Source organism: Streptomyces sp. NBC_01707, from assembly GCF_041438805.1.
In the GTDB taxonomy this organism is placed as follows: domain Bacteria; phylum Actinomycetota; class Actinomycetes; order Streptomycetales; family Streptomycetaceae; genus Streptomyces.
This window is the reverse complement of the sequence record NZ_CP109190.1, coordinates 1,421,413-1,439,579: the sequence shown is the minus strand read 5'-3', so window position 1 is coordinate 1,439,579 and position 18,167 is coordinate 1,421,413. Positions and strand designations below refer to the sequence as shown.

Annotated in this window: 12 protein-coding genes; 6 read left to right on the top strand and 6 right to left on the bottom strand. The window is 68.7% G+C overall.

Annotation, left to right across the window (positions count from 1 at the left end; genetic code table 11):
* The first annotated feature begins 6 nt into the window (after positions 1–6).
* The gene (locus tag OG963_RS06695) at positions 7–1,464 is read left to right on the top strand and encodes a multicopper oxidase family protein (protein WP_319738304.1); all 1,458 of its coding nucleotides are present in this window, start codon (positions 7–9) and stop codon (positions 1,462–1,464) included.
* Between the two features lie 87 nt (positions 1,465–1,551).
* Here the strand turns inward: OG963_RS06695 and OG963_RS06690 are convergent, their stop codons facing one another.
* Complete coding sequence (locus OG963_RS06690) at positions 1,552–4,098, bottom strand: ATP-dependent Clp protease ATP-binding subunit (protein ID WP_093770445.1); 2,547 nt, start codon at positions 4,096–4,098, stop codon at positions 1,552–1,554.
* 346 nt (positions 4,099–4,444) lie between these two features.
* On the opposite strand from OG963_RS06690, the gene OG963_RS06685 reads away from it, so the two are divergent.
* Complete coding sequence (locus tag OG963_RS06685) at positions 4,445–5,074, top strand: alpha-ketoglutarate-dependent dioxygenase AlkB (protein ID WP_093770448.1); 630 nt, start codon at positions 4,445–4,447, stop codon at positions 5,072–5,074.
* Positions 5,075–5,458: 384 nt separating this feature from the next.
* Here OG963_RS06685 and OG963_RS06680 read toward each other — a convergent pair whose 3' ends face one another.
* Positions 5,459–5,797, bottom strand: coding sequence for a MerR family transcriptional regulator (locus OG963_RS06680; RefSeq protein WP_093770450.1), 339 nt, complete (start codon positions 5,795–5,797; stop codon positions 5,459–5,461).
* A gap of 715 nt (positions 5,798–6,512) precedes the next feature.
* Here OG963_RS06680 and OG963_RS06675 point away from each other — a divergent pair.
* Positions 6,513–7,652 carry a PP2C family protein-serine/threonine phosphatase gene (locus OG963_RS06675; RefSeq protein ID WP_093770452.1) on the top strand — a complete coding sequence of 380 codons (1,140 nt, stop codon included), beginning with the start codon at positions 6,513–6,515 and terminating at the stop codon, positions 7,650–7,652.
* Between the two features lie 163 nt (positions 7,653–7,815).
* Here the strand turns inward: OG963_RS06675 and OG963_RS06670 are convergent, their stop codons facing one another.
* The 3 genes from OG963_RS06670 to OG963_RS06660 all read right to left on the bottom strand — a co-directional run bounded on the left by OG963_RS06670 (position 7,816) and on the right by OG963_RS06660 (position 11,843).
* Complete coding sequence (locus OG963_RS06670; protein ID WP_176902031.1) at positions 7,816–8,685, bottom strand: cytochrome D1 domain-containing protein; 870 nt, start codon at positions 8,683–8,685, stop codon at positions 7,816–7,818.
* Between the two features lie 260 nt (positions 8,686–8,945).
* Positions 8,946–10,247, bottom strand: coding sequence for a Dyp-type peroxidase (locus OG963_RS06665; protein WP_037822643.1), 1,302 nt, complete (start codon positions 10,245–10,247; stop codon positions 8,946–8,948).
* 510 nt (positions 10,248–10,757) lie between these two features.
* Positions 10,758–11,843, bottom strand: a complete 1,086-nt coding sequence (locus OG963_RS06660; RefSeq protein WP_093770456.1) for a helix-turn-helix domain-containing protein — start codon at positions 11,841–11,843, stop codon at positions 10,758–10,760.
* Between the two features lie 99 nt (positions 11,844–11,942).
* On the opposite strand from OG963_RS06660, the gene OG963_RS06655 reads away from it, so the two are divergent.
* From OG963_RS06655 to OG963_RS06645, 3 genes are all read left to right on the top strand, one after another.
* Positions 11,943–13,184 carry an MFS transporter gene (locus OG963_RS06655; protein ID WP_093772115.1) on the top strand — a complete coding sequence of 414 codons (1,242 nt, stop codon included), beginning with the start codon at positions 11,943–11,945 and terminating at the stop codon, positions 13,182–13,184.
* 447 nt (positions 13,185–13,631) lie between these two features.
* Positions 13,632–14,399, top strand: coding sequence for an SDR family oxidoreductase (locus OG963_RS06650; protein WP_319326149.1), 768 nt, complete (start codon positions 13,632–13,634; stop codon positions 14,397–14,399).
* A 144-nt stretch (positions 14,400–14,543) separates the two neighbouring features.
* Positions 14,544–15,491 (top strand): NAD(P)-dependent oxidoreductase, encoded by a 948-nt coding sequence (locus tag OG963_RS06645; RefSeq protein ID WP_319326147.1) that lies wholly within the window; start codon positions 14,544–14,546, stop codon positions 15,489–15,491.
* Between the two features lie 236 nt (positions 15,492–15,727).
* Here OG963_RS06645 and OG963_RS06640 read toward each other — a convergent pair whose 3' ends face one another.
* Positions 15,728–18,022 (bottom strand): MFS transporter, encoded by a 2,295-nt coding sequence (locus tag OG963_RS06640; protein WP_371798645.1) that lies wholly within the window; start codon positions 18,020–18,022, stop codon positions 15,728–15,730.
* Positions 18,023–18,167: the final 145 nt, after the last annotated feature.

Here is an 18,167-nt window from a genome sequence, read left to right as displayed (position 1 = left end):
GCTGTGATGGGGTCCCGATCGAAGTTGCCCGAACTCGCCGCTGCCGTCGTCGCCGCCGTCGCCCTTCTGGTCGGTGGCTGTGCCGGCGAGCGGTCACCGGACCGTGAACCGGCGCGGACCGAGTCAGTGCCCGTCCCCGCGCAGTCGCCGGCGGTTGCGCAGGGCGCCCCGCTGGAGGAGCCGGCGCAGATGGTGAGCCGCAACGGGGTCCTACGGGCGGAACTCGTCGTGGAGAGGCGAAAGGTGGAGGTGGGCGGTCGCAAGCTGTGGGCCCTCACCTACAACGGCAGTTACATGCCTCCCACGCTGCGGATCCGGCCGGGGGATAGGCTGGACCTGGCGATGAAGAACTCGCTGGACGAGTTCACCAATCTGCATGTTCACGGACTTCATGTGTCGCCGAGCGGAAACTCCGACAACGTCTTCATCCACATCCGTCCCGGCAAGACGTTCCACTACGCCTACCGGTTCCCGAAGAGCCTCGCCCCCGGCACCTACTGGTACCACTCACATGCGCACACGATGTCCGCCCCGCAGGTCGCCGGGGGCATGTCGGGCGTCCTCATCGTCGACGGACTGCAGCAGTACCTGCCGACGGGCCTGCGCCACATCACCGAGCACGTGATCGGGCTCAAGGACTTCCAGGTCGCGGGCGATGCGGTCAGGACCAAGGGCCTGCACATCGGCGCACCCACAAACCGCACGGTCAACGGCCAGCTGAACCCGACCATCCGCATCCGGCCGGGCGAGACCCAGCTGTGGCGGCTGGCCAACATCAGCGCCAACATCTACTACAAGCTCCGGCTGCAAGGTCAGCGGTTCCGTGTGATCGCCCACGACGCCAACCCCGTTGACCGGATCTGGACGGTCGACTCGCTGCTCCTCGCGGCGGGCACCCGCTTCGACGTGCTCGTACAAGGCGGTCCGGCCGGCCGCACCCAGCTGCAGACGCTCGCCTACGACACAGGGCCGGCCGGCAACAAGTTCCCGCAGGCCACCTTGGCGACCCTGGTGACCGAAGGGCCTGCCGTGCACTCGGCGGCCCTGCCCACGTCGCCCTTCGCACCGACCGACGACCTGAGCCACGCGGCGATCGCCGCCCGACGCACCCTTGTGTTCTCCGAGAACAAGGAGGGCACCGAGTTCTACATCAACGGCAAGCAGTTCGACCCGAATCGGGTGGACATCCGGTCCAAGCTGAACACGGTCGAGGAGTGGACCGTACGCAACGACAGCGAGGAGGAACACTCGTTCCATGTGCACGTCGACGACTTCCAGTTGATGAGCATCAACGGGCGTCCGCACCATGGTCACGGATTGCAGGACACGGCGAGTGTGCCCGCCAAGGGGCGGCTTGTCATCCGGATCCATTTCACGAACTACACCGGCAGGACCGTCTACCACTGCCACATCCTCAATCACGAGGACGCCGGCATGATGGCGGTGCTCGAGATCGTCAAATAGCGTGTCGGCGCGCTGGGCAGCGCGTACCGACGGCTCGCGTGTCGCGAGGTGGCGGGCAGGGCCAGCTGTCCGGTCCGTTGCGCGGGGTCAGCCCGCAGGGTGCTCCGACTCTTCCTCTCTGCGGACCGTCAGTTCGCCGTCGGCGACGTCGATCCTGAGGCGGCTGTGGGGCTGCAGGCTGCCGTCGAGCAGCATGCGGGAGAGCCGATTGTCGACCTCGCGCTGGATCGTACGGCGCAACGGGCGGGCGCCGTACTCCGGTTGGTAGCCGCGTTGGGCGAGCCATTCGACAGCAGCCAAGGTGACATCGACGGTGACGTCCTGGGCGCGCAGCCGGCGTCTGGAGTCGTCCAGCAGCATGTTGGTGATCTGCCGAAGCTGCTGGTCGGCGAGTTGGCGGAAGATCACGATCTCGTCGATGCGGTTGAGGAACTCCGGCCGGAAGTGCTCGCGCAGCGGGCGCAGCACCCGCTCACGGCGGGCCTGTTCGTCGGCCTCCGTGTCGCCGGCACCGAAGCCCATCGCGCCACCACGACCGGTGATGGCCTGCGAACCGAGGTTGCTGGTCATGACGATGACGGTGTTCTTGAAATCGATCGTGCGGCCCTGGGAGTCGGTGAGACGCCCGTCGTCGAGTACCTGCAGCAGGATGTTGAAGACGTCGGGGTGCGCCTTCTCGATCTCGTCCAGGAGCAGCAGCGAGTAGGGGTTCCTTCGCACCGCTTCGGTGAACTGTCCGGCCTCCTCGAAGCCGACGTAGCCGGGGGGAGCGCCGACCAGTCGGCTGACGGTGTGCCGTTCCTGGTACTCGCTCATGTCGAGACGGATCATCCGGTCCTCGCTCCCGAAGAGTGCCTCCGCGAGCGCGCGGGCGAGTTCGGTCTTGCCGACGCCGGTGGGGCCGAGGAAGAGGAAGCTCCCGATGGGGCGGCTGGGGTCGGCCAGGCCGGCCCGCGAGCGCAGGACGGCGTCGGCGACGGCGGTCACCGCTTCGTCCTGGCCGATGACGCGCTTGTGCAGATGTTCTTCCAGTCCCAGCAGCCGGTCCCGTTCCTCCTGGGTGAGGCTGCTGACGGGAATTCCGGTCTGGCGGGACACGATGTCGGCGATGTCTTCGATGGTGACCTCGGTGACATGACTGCGGGGTTGCTGTTCGTGGTTTCCCTCGGCGATCCGCTGCTCGAGGTCGGAGAGCCGGTCGCGCAACTCGGACGCCCGCTCGTACTGCTCGGCGGCGACGGCCTGGTCCTTGTCCCGCGTCAGTTGCTCCACTTCGCGTTCCAGGGCGCGGATGTTGGTGCCGCGCGTGGAGGAGCGCAGCCGGACCCGTGCGCCGGCCTGGTCCATGAGGTCGATCGCTTTGTCGGGCAGGTAGCGGTCGGTGAGGTAGCGGTCGGACAGCTCGACGGCGGCGAGCAGGGCCTCGTCGGTGTACCGGACCTGGTGATGGGCTTCGTAACGGTCCTGGAGACCCCGCAGGATCTCGACGGCGTCCGCCAGGTTGGGCTCGGGGATCAGAACCGGCTGGAACCGGCGGGCGAGCGCGGCGTCCTTCTCGATGTAGCGGCGGTACTCCTCCAGCGTGCTGGCCCCCACGACATGGAGTTCACCGCGGGCCAGGGCGGGCTTGAGCATGTTGCTCGCGTCCATCGGGCCGCCCTCGGAGCCGCCGCCCGCCCCGACGACGGTATGCAGTTCGTCGATGAAGATGATCAGCTCACCCGAGTGGGCGCGGATCTCGTCGATGAGACCGGTGAGCCGTTCCTCGAAGTCGCCACGGAAACGGGTACCGGCAACGACACCTGAGAGGTCGAGCTGGACGACACGCCGACCCAGCAGGATGTCCGGCACGTCGCCGTCCGCGATGCGCTGGGCCAGTCCCTCGACGATGGCGGTCTTGCCCACTCCGGCCTCGCCGATCATGACGGGATTGTTCTTGCTCCGGCGTGCGAGGACCTCAATGGTCTGCTCGATCTCCTCGTCACGGCCGATGACCGGGTCGATGCGGCCTTCCCTGGCGAGGTCGGTGAGGTCGCGGCCGAACTTGTCCAGGTTCGGGGTGTTCCGCTCGGCCGGGCCGTGTCGTTGGCCGGTGCCGCCGGGTACGGGTGCGAGGCCGTCCCGGGCGCCGGTGGGCGGCGAGAAGTGCGCGGCGTTGAGCATCTGTCCCGCTGCGGAGTCGCGGTTGGCGGCGAGTGCCACCAGTACGTGTTCCGGGCCGATGTAGGAGGCACCGGTGGAGCGCGCGATCTCATGGGCGTCGAGGAGAGCGCGCTTGACCGCCGGCGTGACGGCGATGAAGTTGCGGGGCGGCCCGTCCCCGGCCTGCCGGTCGATCTCTGCGGCGAGCGCGTCGGGATCGGCGCCCGCCCGCGAGACCATGCGGCGCGTCGGCTCGGCTGAGAGCGCGGCCCGCAAGAGGTGCTCGGTGTCGAGGTCGGTGCTTCCGTGCTGGGCGGCATAGGACGCGGCGGTGGTGACGAGTTGCCGTGCGGGGCCGCTCAACAGCCTGCTGAAGTCGATGCGCCGCGAGTCGGGCGGCTCGCCCCCCTGTCCGCTGCCGAGAAAGTGCGAGAGGAATTCTCCGAGGGGGTCCGGACCGTGGTCCTCGGGACCCTTCTGTCCGTCGGTCATGAGTATCCGTCCCCGTGGCCCGGCCCGACCGGGCCACGCTGTCTCAGTGCACGTGTAGCCGTGTTGGACGCGGTCCCGCAGGTCCGGCGTCACCTCAGATCGCCGCAACCCCACTTGCCCCAATTTAGACGATATGAGAGATGTGTGTCAGTCGGTCGGCCCAAGGGGCGGTGGGCCGCAGGGGTGCCCGCCGAGTCTCGATCTGCTGCTCCCGGTGCTTGGGGATGGCCGACCTCCGTGGGAGAGGGTTGCTCGGCCTGCCGAGGCCCGCACCGCAGTGCATCCGTCCGGGGCGCACCGAGCTTCCTAATAGCGCACGTGTTCGAACGCGAGGTATGCTGCAGACATGGCATCGCACCAGCTCCAGGGATCCCTGTTCGATCAGAGCGACGACGTGCGCCTACGCCCACTGGACGGGCTCCGCAGAACCGAACTCGGTGACGGAGCCTGGATCGACCTCCTCCCGAGCTGGCTGAGCGGGGCCGACGCCCTGTTCGAACAGCTGGCCACGGACGTTCCCTGGAAGGCCGAGCGACGGCAGATGTACGAGCGGGTCGTGGACGTCCCGCGTCTGCTCGCCTTCTACCGCGCCGGCGAACCGCTGCCGCACCCCGTCCTCGACGAGGCGCGGCAGACACTCTCCACGCACTACGCCGTCGAACTCGGCGAACCCTTCACGACGGCCGGCCTGTGCCACTACCGCGACGGGCGCGACAGCGTGGCCTGGCACGGCGACCGGATCGGCAGGGGGGCCCGCGAGGACACGATGGTCGCCATCCTCTCCGTGGGAGCGCCCCGTGACCTGCTGCTGCGCCCGTGCCGCGGCGGTGATGTCGTCCGGCGGCCGCTCGGACACGGCGACCTGATCGTGATGGGCGGCTCCTGCCAGCGGACCTGGGAGCATGCCATCCCCAAGACCACGCGGGCCGCGGGCGGGCGTATCAGCATCCAGTTCCGGCCCCACGGGGTGCAGTGATCACTCGTCTCGTCGATGCCGGGATTCCGGCATCAGGGAACTGACGATTCCCCCCTCGTGCCGATGTCATCCAGCCCGACACGCCAGGCGACCTCGGACGTGGGGATCGGGCACGTAGTGCGACGCCGGCACCTCGACCCAGGCCGGGTCACTCGGTGATCGTGCGGACGGGCTGACGGGAGGTCCGGTCCGTTCGGTCGAGGTCCTGGACACCATGTTCCAGCTCGGCCACGGTGTTTCACAGTCTGCTGAAGGGCTCCGGCGATGTCATCGCCGGAGCCCTGTCCGCGCGCCGGCGGCGGACGGCCTGAGAGGCCGCGATTCCGTCAGCAGCCGGGCGAACGTCAGAGGCGGCACCGGCTGCCGGTTTCCATGATCGGTGGGTCAGGCCTCGGACTTGGAGCGGGACCGGGTGGCGGGTCGGCGCAGTTCTTCGTTGATGCGCTGGGCTTCGTCGAGCTGGTCTTCGAGGATGATGATGCGGCAGGCCGCCTCAACCGGGGTGCCCTGGTCGACGAGTTCACGGGCGCGGGCGGCGATCTTCAACTGATAGCGGGAGTAGCGGCGGTGGCCGCCTTCGGAGCGCAGGGGAGTGATGAGGCGAGCTTCGCCGATGGCCCGCAGGAACGCGGGGGTCGTACCGAGTATTTCGGCGGCCCGGCCCATGGTGTAGGCGGGGTAGTCGTCGTCGTCGAGACGGCCGAGCGGATCTTCTGCGGTCATTTGCACCTCTGGTCGGGGAACGCGTCAGGGGGCCCTGGTGCCGTACGGCACCAGGGCCCCGAGGGATTTGAACACCATCTGCCGGCCTAATGCGGTGCCGGCTTGTCGTTTCCGCACCGGCGCCCGGGGAATGGGCGCGAGCGCGGGGATCGCGGATACGTGACCGTGGGACCACCTTCCGTTCCGGGACTGCGGTACCCGGGCTGTCTACGTCCTCGCCCGGGCGATCCTGATGGCGTCTGCCTCCTTCTCGTCCTTCTGATCCTTTTGCTTGCCAATTGCGGTTTGTGTACCGCTGACGGCCCCGCTGGGCCGCCCGGCCCGGTAGTCAGCGAGGGGACCCCTGGTTACTTCCGGCCCCGCCACTCCACTGCCGTGCCCCAGCCTCCTTCTGTCCTGCATGCGCGGCAGTTCGTCTCTGCCGCGCCTTGCCGACTTCTTGGCTACAACAAAGACGCTAACTCCGACAAGCACGCATGTCTACTTCCGCCACGACAGATTTTCTACGCGGGGGAATGGTGGGGTTCTCTCGCTCGCGCCCCTTCGAAACCGCATCGGGAAGCGCGATGGCGGGGTGCCGCGGCTGGGGGGTGGCGCGCCGCCCGACACGGGGGAGGCGGGACGGCGACGCAGTGGTGCGGACGCGACCCGGCCTGATCCGCGGCTGACATGCCGGGCGCATGCGCCGCCTCGGGACAGGGACACAATGAGGTGTATGGGTGTCCAGCGCGCATCGATGGACCGCCTCCTTCAGCAGCCGTCGGGTCGCGGACTGGTGGCGATCCCGCTCGCGTTGATCATTGTGATCACTGTGGTGGACATCCACTCTCCGGTCGATGTCCACCTGGGCCCGCTGCTGGTCATCGCGCCCGCGCTCACCGCCTCTTTCGCCGGACCATGGCTGACTGCGGCAATCGGCGTTCTGGCTGTGGCCGCTCAGGTATTCATCGCTGTTCTCCATGGCGGGCTGGGCACGTCCAACCACATCGCGCAGATCACCGCCCTGATCGTGCTTTCCGCTTTGGTGGTTTTCGTCTGCTACGTGCGGGAGCGGCGTGGTCGTCAGTTGAGCAGGGCACGATCGGTCGCGGAGACAGCACAGCGAGTTCTGCTGCGGCCTCCGCCTCGACGGATCGGGCCGCTTCGTGTGTCCTGGCTGTATCTGGCCGCCGAGGACGAGACCCAGATCGGCGGCGACCTGTTTGCGATCGCCCGCGCGGCCCATCCAGGCACGCGGGTGATCATCGGTGACGTCCGTGGCAAAGGCATGGCCGCCATCGGTGAGGCATCGCTGGTGCTGGGCGCGTTCCGTGAGGGTGCTCACCGCTACGGCACGCTGCCCGAGCTCACGGCGGCACTCGAGGAGAGCTTCTGCCGGAACCTGGAGGATGTGGCGGATACCGAGCACGACCCCGGCGAGCACTTCATCACCTCCCTCGTGCTCGACATTCCCGACCACGGCTCACAGGCCCAGATGATCAACTGCGGCCATCCTCCGCCGCTGCTGGTGCACGATCGCCAGGTGACGGCCCTGCACTCGCGTCGCCCCGCACCCCCGCTGGGCATGTGCGGACTACCCGGCGCGAGCCACCTCGCCGACCCGTTCCCGTTCGAGACCGGCGACATCCTTCTGCTCTACACCGACGGCGTCATCGAAGCGCGGTCACCGACCGGAGCCTTCTACCCGCTCGAAGAACGCGTCGCCTCCTTTTCTGCCACCAGCCCCGATGCCCTGCTGCGTCACATCCACGACGACCTGCTCGCCCACGTCGGCGAGCAGCCGACCGACGACGCCGCCCTCCTCGTCATCGAACGCACCGCCTCCCACCACCTCCACCTGCCGCACGCGGAGTGAGCTGCGCCGGTGGTCATGTAAGTGGTCCGTTCCGGTCGATGAGTGGCTGACAAGGAATTGCGTCCAACAAGCGGGGAGGCCCGGGACCGGACGGCCCCGCAGATGATCCGAATGGCTGCCTACTGTGCGGCGTGCCCGGTACCGAGATCGGTGTGCCGCGGGCTCAGCTCACCGCCACGCCGTAGGGACCGGCGCCGAGGGAGACGGTCGCGACGACCTTGTGGGCATGCGGGTCGATGACCGTGAGAGTGCCCGCTCCCTGGTTCGTGACGTAGATGGCGTCGTTGGTGACCTCCAGGTTGAACGGATCGGTGCCGGGTGGGCCCAGCGAAATGGTTCCCACGACGCTGTGGTTGCCGATGTCGATCACGGATACGTTGCCCGGGCCGAGAACGGCCGAGTAGGCGAAGCGGCCGGCGGGCCCGATGGCCGTGTCGAAAGGGCCCTCCCCGACGGGCACGGCGGTCGCCTTGCCGGAACGGGTTCCGACGACGAGGACGCGCGCCGCCAACTCGTCGGCGACGTACGCCGACTTGCCGTCCGGGGTGATGGCGACGCCCACCGGGGCGTGCCCAGCGGCAAGTTTCCGGGTGACCCGGCGCTTACCGGTGTCGATGACGGACAGGTTGCCGGACCCGGAATTCGCCACGTAGGCCGTACCGCCGTCAGGACTGAACGCCACGCTCACCGGAGACTTGCCGACCGGGATGGTCGCGGTCACCCGGTTGGTCCGGGTGTCGATCACCGAGACGGTGTTCGAACCGCCGTTGGTGACATACAGGGACTTGCCGTCGGGTCTGAGCCCGACACCGGTGGGGCTCTTCCCGACCTTCACGGTTTTGACGATCTTGTTGTTCGCGGTGTCCAGGACCGAGACCCGTGCCGAGCCGCTGTTGGCGATGTACACGCGTCTGCCGTCCTTGGTGACGGCCAGGCCTTCGGGCGCCACGCCGGCCGGCACGGTTGCGACGACCTTGTAGGTAGCGGCGTCGATCACCGAGAGCGTGTTGTCCTGTTGATTCGTGACGTACACGATGCCACTGGCACCGCCGCCGTGAGTGGGCGCTGCCAGCCGAGGGTAGGTCCTGTGCACGGGGGCGGTGGGCGTGCAGGAGATCAACAGGATCCCGAGGCCCGCCGCGAGTACCGGTCGGAGCATCCTGCCGGGTTGCCGGCGGACGCTGCCGACTCGGGTCCGCAGGGCAGAGAACATCTCGCCTCCTGTGCGCGTTGCGATGGTTCGGACCGGGGCCGGACGAGGCGGCTTCTCGCCGACTCCGCCCGGTGACAGGATCAGGCCAGGAGCCCACGGGCGTAGTAGTCCTTCTCGTCCCGGACACCGGGAAGCGCGAAGAAGTAACCCCCGCCCCTTGGGCTGATGAACGGCACCAGTGCTTCGCCTTCCAGCCGGGTCTGCATGGTGGTGTAGGTGTTCAGCTTTCGCTGGAAGCAGACGAATGCATGCCCCATGTCGAGTTCCGGCGGGTTGGGGCTCCGGTCGTAGTCGTAGCTCCGACGCAGAATCGTGCTGGTCGCCGCGGTCTGCGGAGTCTGGGGATTGGCGAGGCGGATGTGAGAGTTCAGCGGAGTGATCAGGCCCTGCGGGTCATTGGTGTAGATGGGGTCGAGGAGATCCGTGGCGTCCTCGTCCGCGGCGTACATGGGAGCGCCGCTCGCCTTTCGGCGGCCGAAGATCCGCTCCTGTTGGGCAACGGGCACCTTCTGCCACGCCTCGATGAAGAAGTGCACGATACGCACCACGTGGTACGTGCCGCCCGCGGCCCAGGCCGGTTCGGCGCTCTTCGGCTGGACCCAGACCACCTGATTCATCTGGGCCTCGTCGGAGAGCGTCGGGTTCGAGATTCCGTCCTTGAAACCGAACCAGTCGCGCCGCACACCGACGGGACGTTCCGGATTACGCTGGCCGTCGATGCGCCAGCGCAGCTTCATCGCTGACTTGGTGTGGGTCAGGATGTCGAGCAATGCGTGCACGGTCGTGTCACGGTGATCGGCGCAGATCTGGATCAGCAGGTCGCCCTGGCTCAGTGCGGGGTCCAGGCTGTCATGGCGGAAGGGCTTCATCGTAGTGAGCTGGACCGGCTTGCGTTTGCTCAATCCGTAGCGGCTGTCGAAGAGGGACGCGCCCACTCCGACCGTGAGGGTGAGACCGTCCGCCACGAACGTGGGTCCCATGATGCCGTTGTCCGAAGGTGCCGCGGTCCGCGCCACCTTCGGTGGCTTGCCGCCCGCCGTGAGGAAGCGGGCTCGCGAGGTCAGCGTGCGGAAAAGGTCGGTGAGCTTCGCACGGCTGGAGGCAGTCACGTCGAACGAGACGAAAATCGCGTCCTGTTGGGGCAGGGTGGCGATGCCTGCCTGGTGATAGCCATGAAAGGGAATCGTGCGGGATTTCGGTTCCGCCTTGATCTCGACCGTCGGGTCGGCGTTCGCCACACTGCTGCCCAGGACGGCCGCGCCCGCCGCTCCGGCCAGGCCCGCGGCGGCGCCGTGAAGAAACGACCGCCGGGCAAGCGCACTTGCCGGGCACCCTTCGCCGCTCCACCCTTCCTCCGGGGTCGCGGATGTCTCGTGAGCCATGGTTCCCCTCAGGCAAGGATCCAGGCGGCAAGTCGTACGGTGCCGCCGCGATCGGATTCCGTGAGCCGGCCCCGGCCCACAAGACGCGCGAGCGCGTGTGGCAGCCCAACCAGCGTCGGGATTACAGCCAGTCACATAAATGTTTCGTAAAAGGTAATTTATTGGACATGCGCGCTCGCGCCACTGGAGAGACGCCGTTCGGTCCACGCCTCCATCGCCGATGCGGAGCCGAGGTCGTGGCTCGTCGAGCGCGCGGCGGCGAGAGCAGTCCTGATGGTGCGTCGAGGGTGTCGGAGAGCAGCGTGGCCGTCCGCGCCGGTGGTGACGACGGTGTGCTCGGCCAGTGCGGTGAAGACTTCCTCGGCCAGGCCCTCGGACGCTGGGCGATCGGTGGGCTCGAGCTGTCGACGATGCCCTGGTGGGCGGGGCGACCGAGCGGGCGGCCGGGCGGTAGTGCGGTTCAGCGGCGTCCGCAGATCGCTCGTCCGCGTTTGGGCGGACCCACGCTGTTCAGCGCAGTACGGCCGCCAGCAGGTCGGCCCCCAGCGCCGTCAGATCGGGCAGGTTGAGGGTGTAACGGACGTAACGACCGTGCCGCCGGGCCGTGAGCAGGCCCGCGCGGCGCAGGACAGCGAGGTGGCGGGAAACCTCCGGGGGTGAAAGTGCCCAGGCGTGGGCCAGCTCACTGGTGGTGTGCGGTCCGCGGGCCAGGGTGCGCAGCAGCCGCAGCCGTACCGGATGGGCGAGTGCCTCCAGCCGCAGTGTGACCGTTTCCAGCGGTACCGGCTCCGAAGGACTCGGCTCGGCCACGGGGTACTGCACCACCGGCTGCCACCCGGGCGCGTGAACCGCCACCAGGTGCGGGCGGCCGAAGACACTGGGGATGAAGGTGACCCCGGTGCCATGGGCGGAGGTCGCCTTGTCCTGCAGCTTGTCCACGACGATGAAGTCGCCGTCCGGCGCCAGGGTGACCGCACCGGAGACCGATGCGAGTGCCGCCCCGATGCCGTCGCGCCTCAGCAAGTCGTTCTTCAGGCGCAGATCGGTGGCGAGCTGCACGGCGGCCCCCCTCCAGGCGGCATCGAAGAAGGCGTCGGCGCACTGTTCGAGCGTGTGGCGTACCTGTGCCCGCACAGCGGCCGGGTTGGCGAGCAGCCGTTCCGCGAAGGCCTCTTGGAGCGCGCCGCGGGCCTGAGCGAGGTCCAGGGCCCGCTCGCGCGCCGTCGCGTCGGCGAGCGGCGACGGCGCGGCGAAGTGGACCCGGTTGCTGCCGCACGTGGTGACGAGCGCGGCGGTCACATACGATTCGTCGTCGATCCGGTCCACATCGTCCAACTCCGCGGCGAGGGTCGGCCGAGGTCGGGCGGGGATCAGGAAGTCGGCTTGTGAGGAACGCCAGAGGAACTCCGCCTCCCTGAGCCGCTCGGCCAGCTCCGGGTGCAGCCCGGCCCAGACATCTTCGGCCCAGCCGGCGAGCTGCGGATGGTGTCCGGGTGCGGCCAGCACATGCAGCATCGCGGTCAGCTCGGCCAGCGGGGAGGCGGCGAACCGTAGTCGCTCGGACGGCAGTCCGCCGATGTCGATCCTCAACGTCACCCCCTCATCATCACTGCCCGGATGGCCGACGACCACGTCGATTGACGGTGTCGGTCAACCGACGTGCCCGGTCCGGCGGCCGAACGCACCGTTGCCGCCATGGCAACCACCACCAGGATTCAGCCGCGCGCCCTCGTCCGCGCATCCGGAGGCCCCCGCTATGCCGTCGCGTTGGCCGTGGACGCGCTCGGCACCGGCCTGCTGCGGCCCTTTCTGCTGCTCTACGGGGTGACGGTGCTGAGGCTGTCCGCGCCGACCACCGGCATCGCCATGACGGTCGGCGTCGTCGTGGGTCTCGTGTGCATGCCTGCGGTGGGCCGATGGCTGGACCGGGGCGCACGCAGCACGGTCGTGGCAGCGTCGATGCTGGTGCGAGTGCTGGGCGTGGTGGTGCTGCTGGCCACCCCGGCGGGGCACGTCTGGCCGTTCGCGACGGCGGCGCTCTTCCTCGGCATCGGCAACCAGGCATGGCCGGCCGCCCACGCAGCTCTCGTGGCCACGGTCGCCCACGGCCGGGAACGCGACGCCGCTCTCGCAGGGGGGCGCGCTCTGCGCAACGCCGGCCTGGGCGCGGGGGCGCTCCTCGCCACCGTATGCCTGGCGGGCGGCGCCACCGCATTACAGGCGCTGGCGGCCGTCACCGGGCTCGCCTACCTCACTGCGGCGGCCTTGGCGTGGTCGGTCCACGTGCACGCGCATCCGGCCGTTGCCGCGGCCAAGGACAGGGCCGACGGGCCCGCACCTCGGATGTACGCGCTGCTGGCGGCCAACGTGGTCTACGTCTTCTGCCTCAACGTCCCCGAAATCGCGCTCCCTCTGATCCTGCAGACGCAGATGCACGCACCCCCGGTATGGGCGGGGGCCATCTTCGTGACCAACACGGTGCTGGTGGTCACCCTGCAGGTGCCAGTCACCGTTCTGATGTCCCGCTTCTCCCGCCGGTCCGTGCTGGCACTCGCCGGCGTGGTACTAGCCGCGTCCTACCTCGGCTTCCTCGCGGCCACCTCACTGGGACACGGCTGGAGCGGCCCGGCCGTCGCCACGGTGTCCGTGGTCTGCACCATCGGCGAGATCATCTATGCCGGCAGCGCCACCGCCCTCGTCACCGCCCTCGCCCCCGCCCATGTCCTGGGACGCGCACTCGCCCGCTTCCAGCTCTCCACGGGCTTCGGCCTCGCCGTCTCCCCGGCGGTCATCACCACTCTCGCACCTCACGGCCCGGCCGCCCTCTGGGGCAGCCTCGCCGCTGCGACGCTCCTGTCCGCCTCCGCCGTTACCACCGAGAAGGATCAAGGAGCGCGGCACAGCGGTTGCCGCCGCCAGGCGCGAGCAGGCGCCTGACCTCGGCCGTCGCTTCCGGCGCCGACCTGAAGCAGGGACGGACGTTCAGCGGCTTCCCCGGATTCACCCGTCCGGACTGCCGTCGCACAGGTGAGGAGCGGAGGGCTCCCACGCGCGGTGGTCGGGGACCGAGCGTCTCGTCGGAGGGTCGCATCTCGCGTTGTCCGCGTGCGGATCGTCGGTGGTCGAAGGCATTGTGAACGGGTGCCGGACCGGCGGGTGCGACCCGGGGCCGGACTTTGCTCCGAGTGGCGCCGGTGCCCGGGCCGGGGCGATTGTGGTGCGGACAACCCCGTGAACGAGGACGCGCACCGTGACGAGGACGATCACCGCAGTCCTCGACCGCGCACGCGAGGTGAAGAAGCCTTCTGCTGCCGTGAGTTCCGGGACAGGCCGCGTAACCCGTATTCGGCATGACCGCCGGATCCCGTGGACGGGAGAAGACCGATGAGCGGAAGGCTGACAGGCAGGAAGGCCCTGGTCACCGGTGGCGCACGCGGGATCGGTGCGGCTGTGGCGCGCAGGCTCGCCGCTGACGGGGCGGACGTGGCGATCAACTACCGCAGCAGCGGCGATGCGGCCGAAGCGCTGGCCGCCGAGATCACCGCCGTCGGCCGTCGTGCGGTCGCGCTCAAGGCGGACGTCAGCGAACCGGACCAGATCCGGCGCCTGGTGGATGAGTCCGCCGAAGCGCTCGGCGGGCTCGACATCCTGGTCAGCAACGCCGGGATCGAGTACTTCGGCAAGCTGGACGACGTCACCCCCGCCGACTTCGACCGTGTTTTCGCCATCAACGCACGAGCCCAGTTCTTCGCCGTACAGAGCGCCGCACGGCATATGGGCGAAGGGGGGAGGATCGTACTGACATCATCGGAGAGCGCCCACAAGGCGGTCTTCTACCACGCCGTTTATGCGTCGAGTAAGGCCGCGGTCGAATGCATCGCGCTCAACCTCAGCCCCGAACTCGGTCGGCGCGGCATCACCATCAACGCCGTCGCGCCCGGGGGTACCGTCACCGACATGTCCGCTCACGCGGCCTCCCACTACGTCCATCCCGACGTCGACACCGATTTCCACACCCTTGTCCGCACCGCCAGCTCACTCGGTCGGATGGCCGACCCCGCCGAAATCGCCGCGGTCGTCTCGTTCCTGGTGTCGGACGATGCCTCGTTCATCACCGGACGGACCATCCAGGCCGACGGTGGCTGGTTCTGACCCAGGAAGGCAGGACCGTGCGATGCAGTGTCAGGCGGTCGGGGACCTCACCATGTCCTGCCGGGGGAGTTCGGGCGTCACAGCGTCAGGCAGGGCGGCGGTGCCCATGCAGCGGATGCCGACTCCCAGGATTGAGGTGGAGGAATGACGTATGTCGCCCAGGAGCGCCCTCGGATCGGCTGGGTCGGTGCCGGCCGCATGGGCTTCCAACTCGCCGCCCGGCTGCTGGACGCGGGGCACGACGTAGCCGTCTACAACAGAACCCGGTCCAAGGCCGAACCTCTTGCGGAGCGGGGAGGGACGCTCGTCGACCGGCCGGCCGACCTGTCCGACCGGGACGTCGTCTTCACCATGGTCTCCGCCTCACCCGACCTGGAGGCGGTCACCACGGGTCCCGGCGGGGTGCTGACCTCGCCGGATGCTGCTCCGGGGGTGCTGATCGACAGCTCGACGGTGTCCACCCGGATGTCCGCGCTGATCCGTAGCGCATGCGCCACACGTGGGACGGACTTCCTGGCCGCCCCGGTGAGTGGGAACCCGAAGGTGATCGCTGGAGGCAAGCTGACGGTCGCGGTCTCCGGCTCGCGCGAGGTGTTCGGCCGGGTCGAGCCGTTGCTGGCTCTGCTCGGGCGCGGGGTTACCTACGTCGGAGAGGGCGAAGCCGCCCGTCTCGTCAAGATTGCGCACAACGTCTTCCTCGGTGTCGTCACCCAGTCGCTCGCCGAGATCACGGTCCTCGCAGAAAAGGGCGGTGTCAGCCGCGCCGCGTTCCTGGAATTCCTCAACGACTCCGTGCTGGGCTCGGACTACACCCGCTACAAGTCGCCCGCACTGGTGAACCTGGACTTCACACCGACGTTCACCATGCCGCTGCTGCGTAAGGACCTCGACCTGGGATTGTCCGTGGCCCGCGAGCTGGAGGTCCCGATGCCACTCGCCGCCGCCACCGCGCAGCTCGTCGCGGGTGCCGTCGGCGCGGGGCACGTCGAGGAGGACTTCGCCACCTTGATCCTCGAACAGGCCCGGAACTCCGGCATCACGCTGACCCCGCAGAACGTGCCCGTGGACGACGGTCTCCCACCGCAGGCATGACCTGCCGACCGGTATCGCCGGTGGGATCCAGGCGCCGGGAATCCGGGGGCGACGCCGGTGAGTTCGGGTGTGCACGGCTGGGAAGGCTTCGCGGTCACCGGAGTCGACGGAAGCCCACGGACGACTTGGTGGGTGAGTTCGGCGGCGATCACGTGCGCGCCCCGATCGATCTCGTCGAGTCCCATCGGTGACGCCAAGGATTTCGGTGATCCGATCGAGGGCTTGCTTCGGCTCGGTCACGACCGCATGCCGTCCAGGGTGAGGTGCAAGGTGTCGCCGTCCGGCGGTGCCGTGGGGCCCGGGGCCCTGGTCAGCGCGTACAGGCGGTGGGGCAGGCCGGTCAGCCGGAACCTGCCGTCGCGGTCGGTGGTGGTGTGTGCCACCACCTCGCCCGTGGCGTCGACGGCGCTTATGTCCGCCCCGGGCAGTGGGCGGTCCGGGCTCGCCGCGCGGACCACGCCCGCGATCTGTCCGTTCGTCCGAGGGGCGGTATCCGCGGTGGCGGGGTGGCCGTTGTCGCCCGCAGTCATCGAGTAGGTGGCCGGGCGGTAGCCATGTGCCGTGACGATCAGCGCGTATGCCTTGAGGGTGGAGTCCCTGGTGGGGTCCTGCCGGTCTTCCCGCAGCCCGGGCGGACCGGCGCGAGCGGCGTCCGGGCCGGCCGACGGCGGTGCGGAGTGCGCAGCGTCCGAGGCGAGTCCGCGGGTTCCGACGCGGACGGTTGCCGGGCCCGGTGTCGTGGAGCCGCGATGTGCCGCCTCCGGGCCCCGGAGTGCCGGGCAGGAGTAGTCCGTGGTGCCGACGGTGGTCGGCTTGTCGGTGTGCACGTATTTGCCACCGCGCAGCCAGGAGGCGACAGCGGCGACGAGGCAGGCCGCGATTGCGAAAATGAACGCGGCGTCCAGACCGTTGGCGAACGGCCCGGAGATCAGGGCGGGGAAGAAGCCACGGCCGGTCAGGTAGGCCGCGTTGCTCGCCGGAAGCTGATCCAGCACATTCGGGCCGAGCAGCGTCTGGACCGGGTTGTAGCCCAGCAACGAGGCGAACACGACCGAGACCGGGGGCAGGGCGGACAGCCGGTCCGCGTCGTCGGCGGGGACTCCCTGGGCGACGAGGCCGCTGGACAGGGCGTGCGGCAGGGTGCCGGCCAGACCGAGGACGATCAGGCTGAAGAACACCCCGATGGACAGCACCAGCGCAGAGTTCTGGAAGGTGGTGCTCATGCCGCCGCCCACCCCACGCTGGTCCGCGGGCAGGCTGTTCATGATCCCGGCCCGGTTCGGGGAAGCGAACAGTCCCATGCCGATTCCGTTGAGCAGGAGGATCGCGGCGAACGTCGCGTAATGGAAGTCGACCGGGAGCAGCGCCAGCAGCACGAAGCTACCCGCCGCGACAAGCATGCCGCCGGTGGCGAACGGCCGCGCCCCGAAGCGGTCGGACAGCCAGCCGGAGATGGGCCCGGCCACCAGGAACCCGACGGTGAGCGGCAGCATGTAGATGCCCGCCCACAGCGGGGTCTCGGTGAAGCTGTAGCCGTGCCGAGGCAGCCAGATCCCCTGCAGCCAGATGATCAGGACGAACATCAGCCCGCCACGGCCCATCCCGGACAGCAGGCTCGCAAGGTTCCCGGCGGTGAACGCGCGAATGCGGAACAAGCTCATCCGGAACATCGGCTCGGTGACCCGGGTCTCCACGATGCCGAAGATCACCAGCATGACCACGCCGCCGATCAGGGCGGACAGCACCCACGGGTTGGTCCAGCCCATGGTGTGCCCGCGGTAGGGCTGGATGCCGTAGGTGATGCCGGCCAGCACCGCGATCAGCCCGACAGCGAAGGTCAGATTGCCCCACCAGTCCAGCCGGGCAGGCCGCCGGATGCCCGTGTCGTGCAGTTTCCGGTACGACCAGAACGTGCCGAACACCCCGATCGGCACCGACAGCAGGAACACCATGCGCCACTCCACCGGGGCGAGGAGCCCTCCGAGCACCAGCCCCATGAACGAGCCGGCGATGCCCGCCACCTGGTTCAGTCCCAACGCCAGGCCGCGTCTGTCGGCAGGGAACGCGTCGGTGATGATCGCATTGGAGTTGGCCATCAGCATGGCGCCCCCGACACCCTGGCCCACGCGCATCAGGATCAGCCACAGTGCGCCCGCCGTGCCATGCATCCAGGTCACCGACAAGAGCACCGAGAACACGGTGAAGACGGCGAATCCCGCGTTGTACATGCGAACCCGGCCGTACATGTCGCCCATCCGGCCGAAGGTGACCACGAGCACCGCTGTGACCACCAAGTACCCCGTGATCAACCACAGCAGCAGACTCGTGTTCCCTGGCTTCAGCGGATCGATCCCGATTCCACGGAAGATGTCCGGGAGCGCGATGAGCATGATCGACGCGTTGATCGTGGCTATCAGAACACCCAGCGTGGTGTTGGACAGCACGATCCACTGATAGTGCGGGCCGGCGGTATCAGCGGCGCCTCCGGCCCGCCCCCGCGCCGCACGTGATCCGGCGGACCTCGCAGTCATGGGCACGTCCTCGGACGAGGAGATATGGATCAGTTCCCTCTTCCCAAACTAACTCTCCTCCGACTTCGCAGATCTTGCTGCAGGCCATGAGCACTCGGGACAGCGGTGTGCAACCGATCGTGTTCAGGCGGCCGCGGTCCACGCT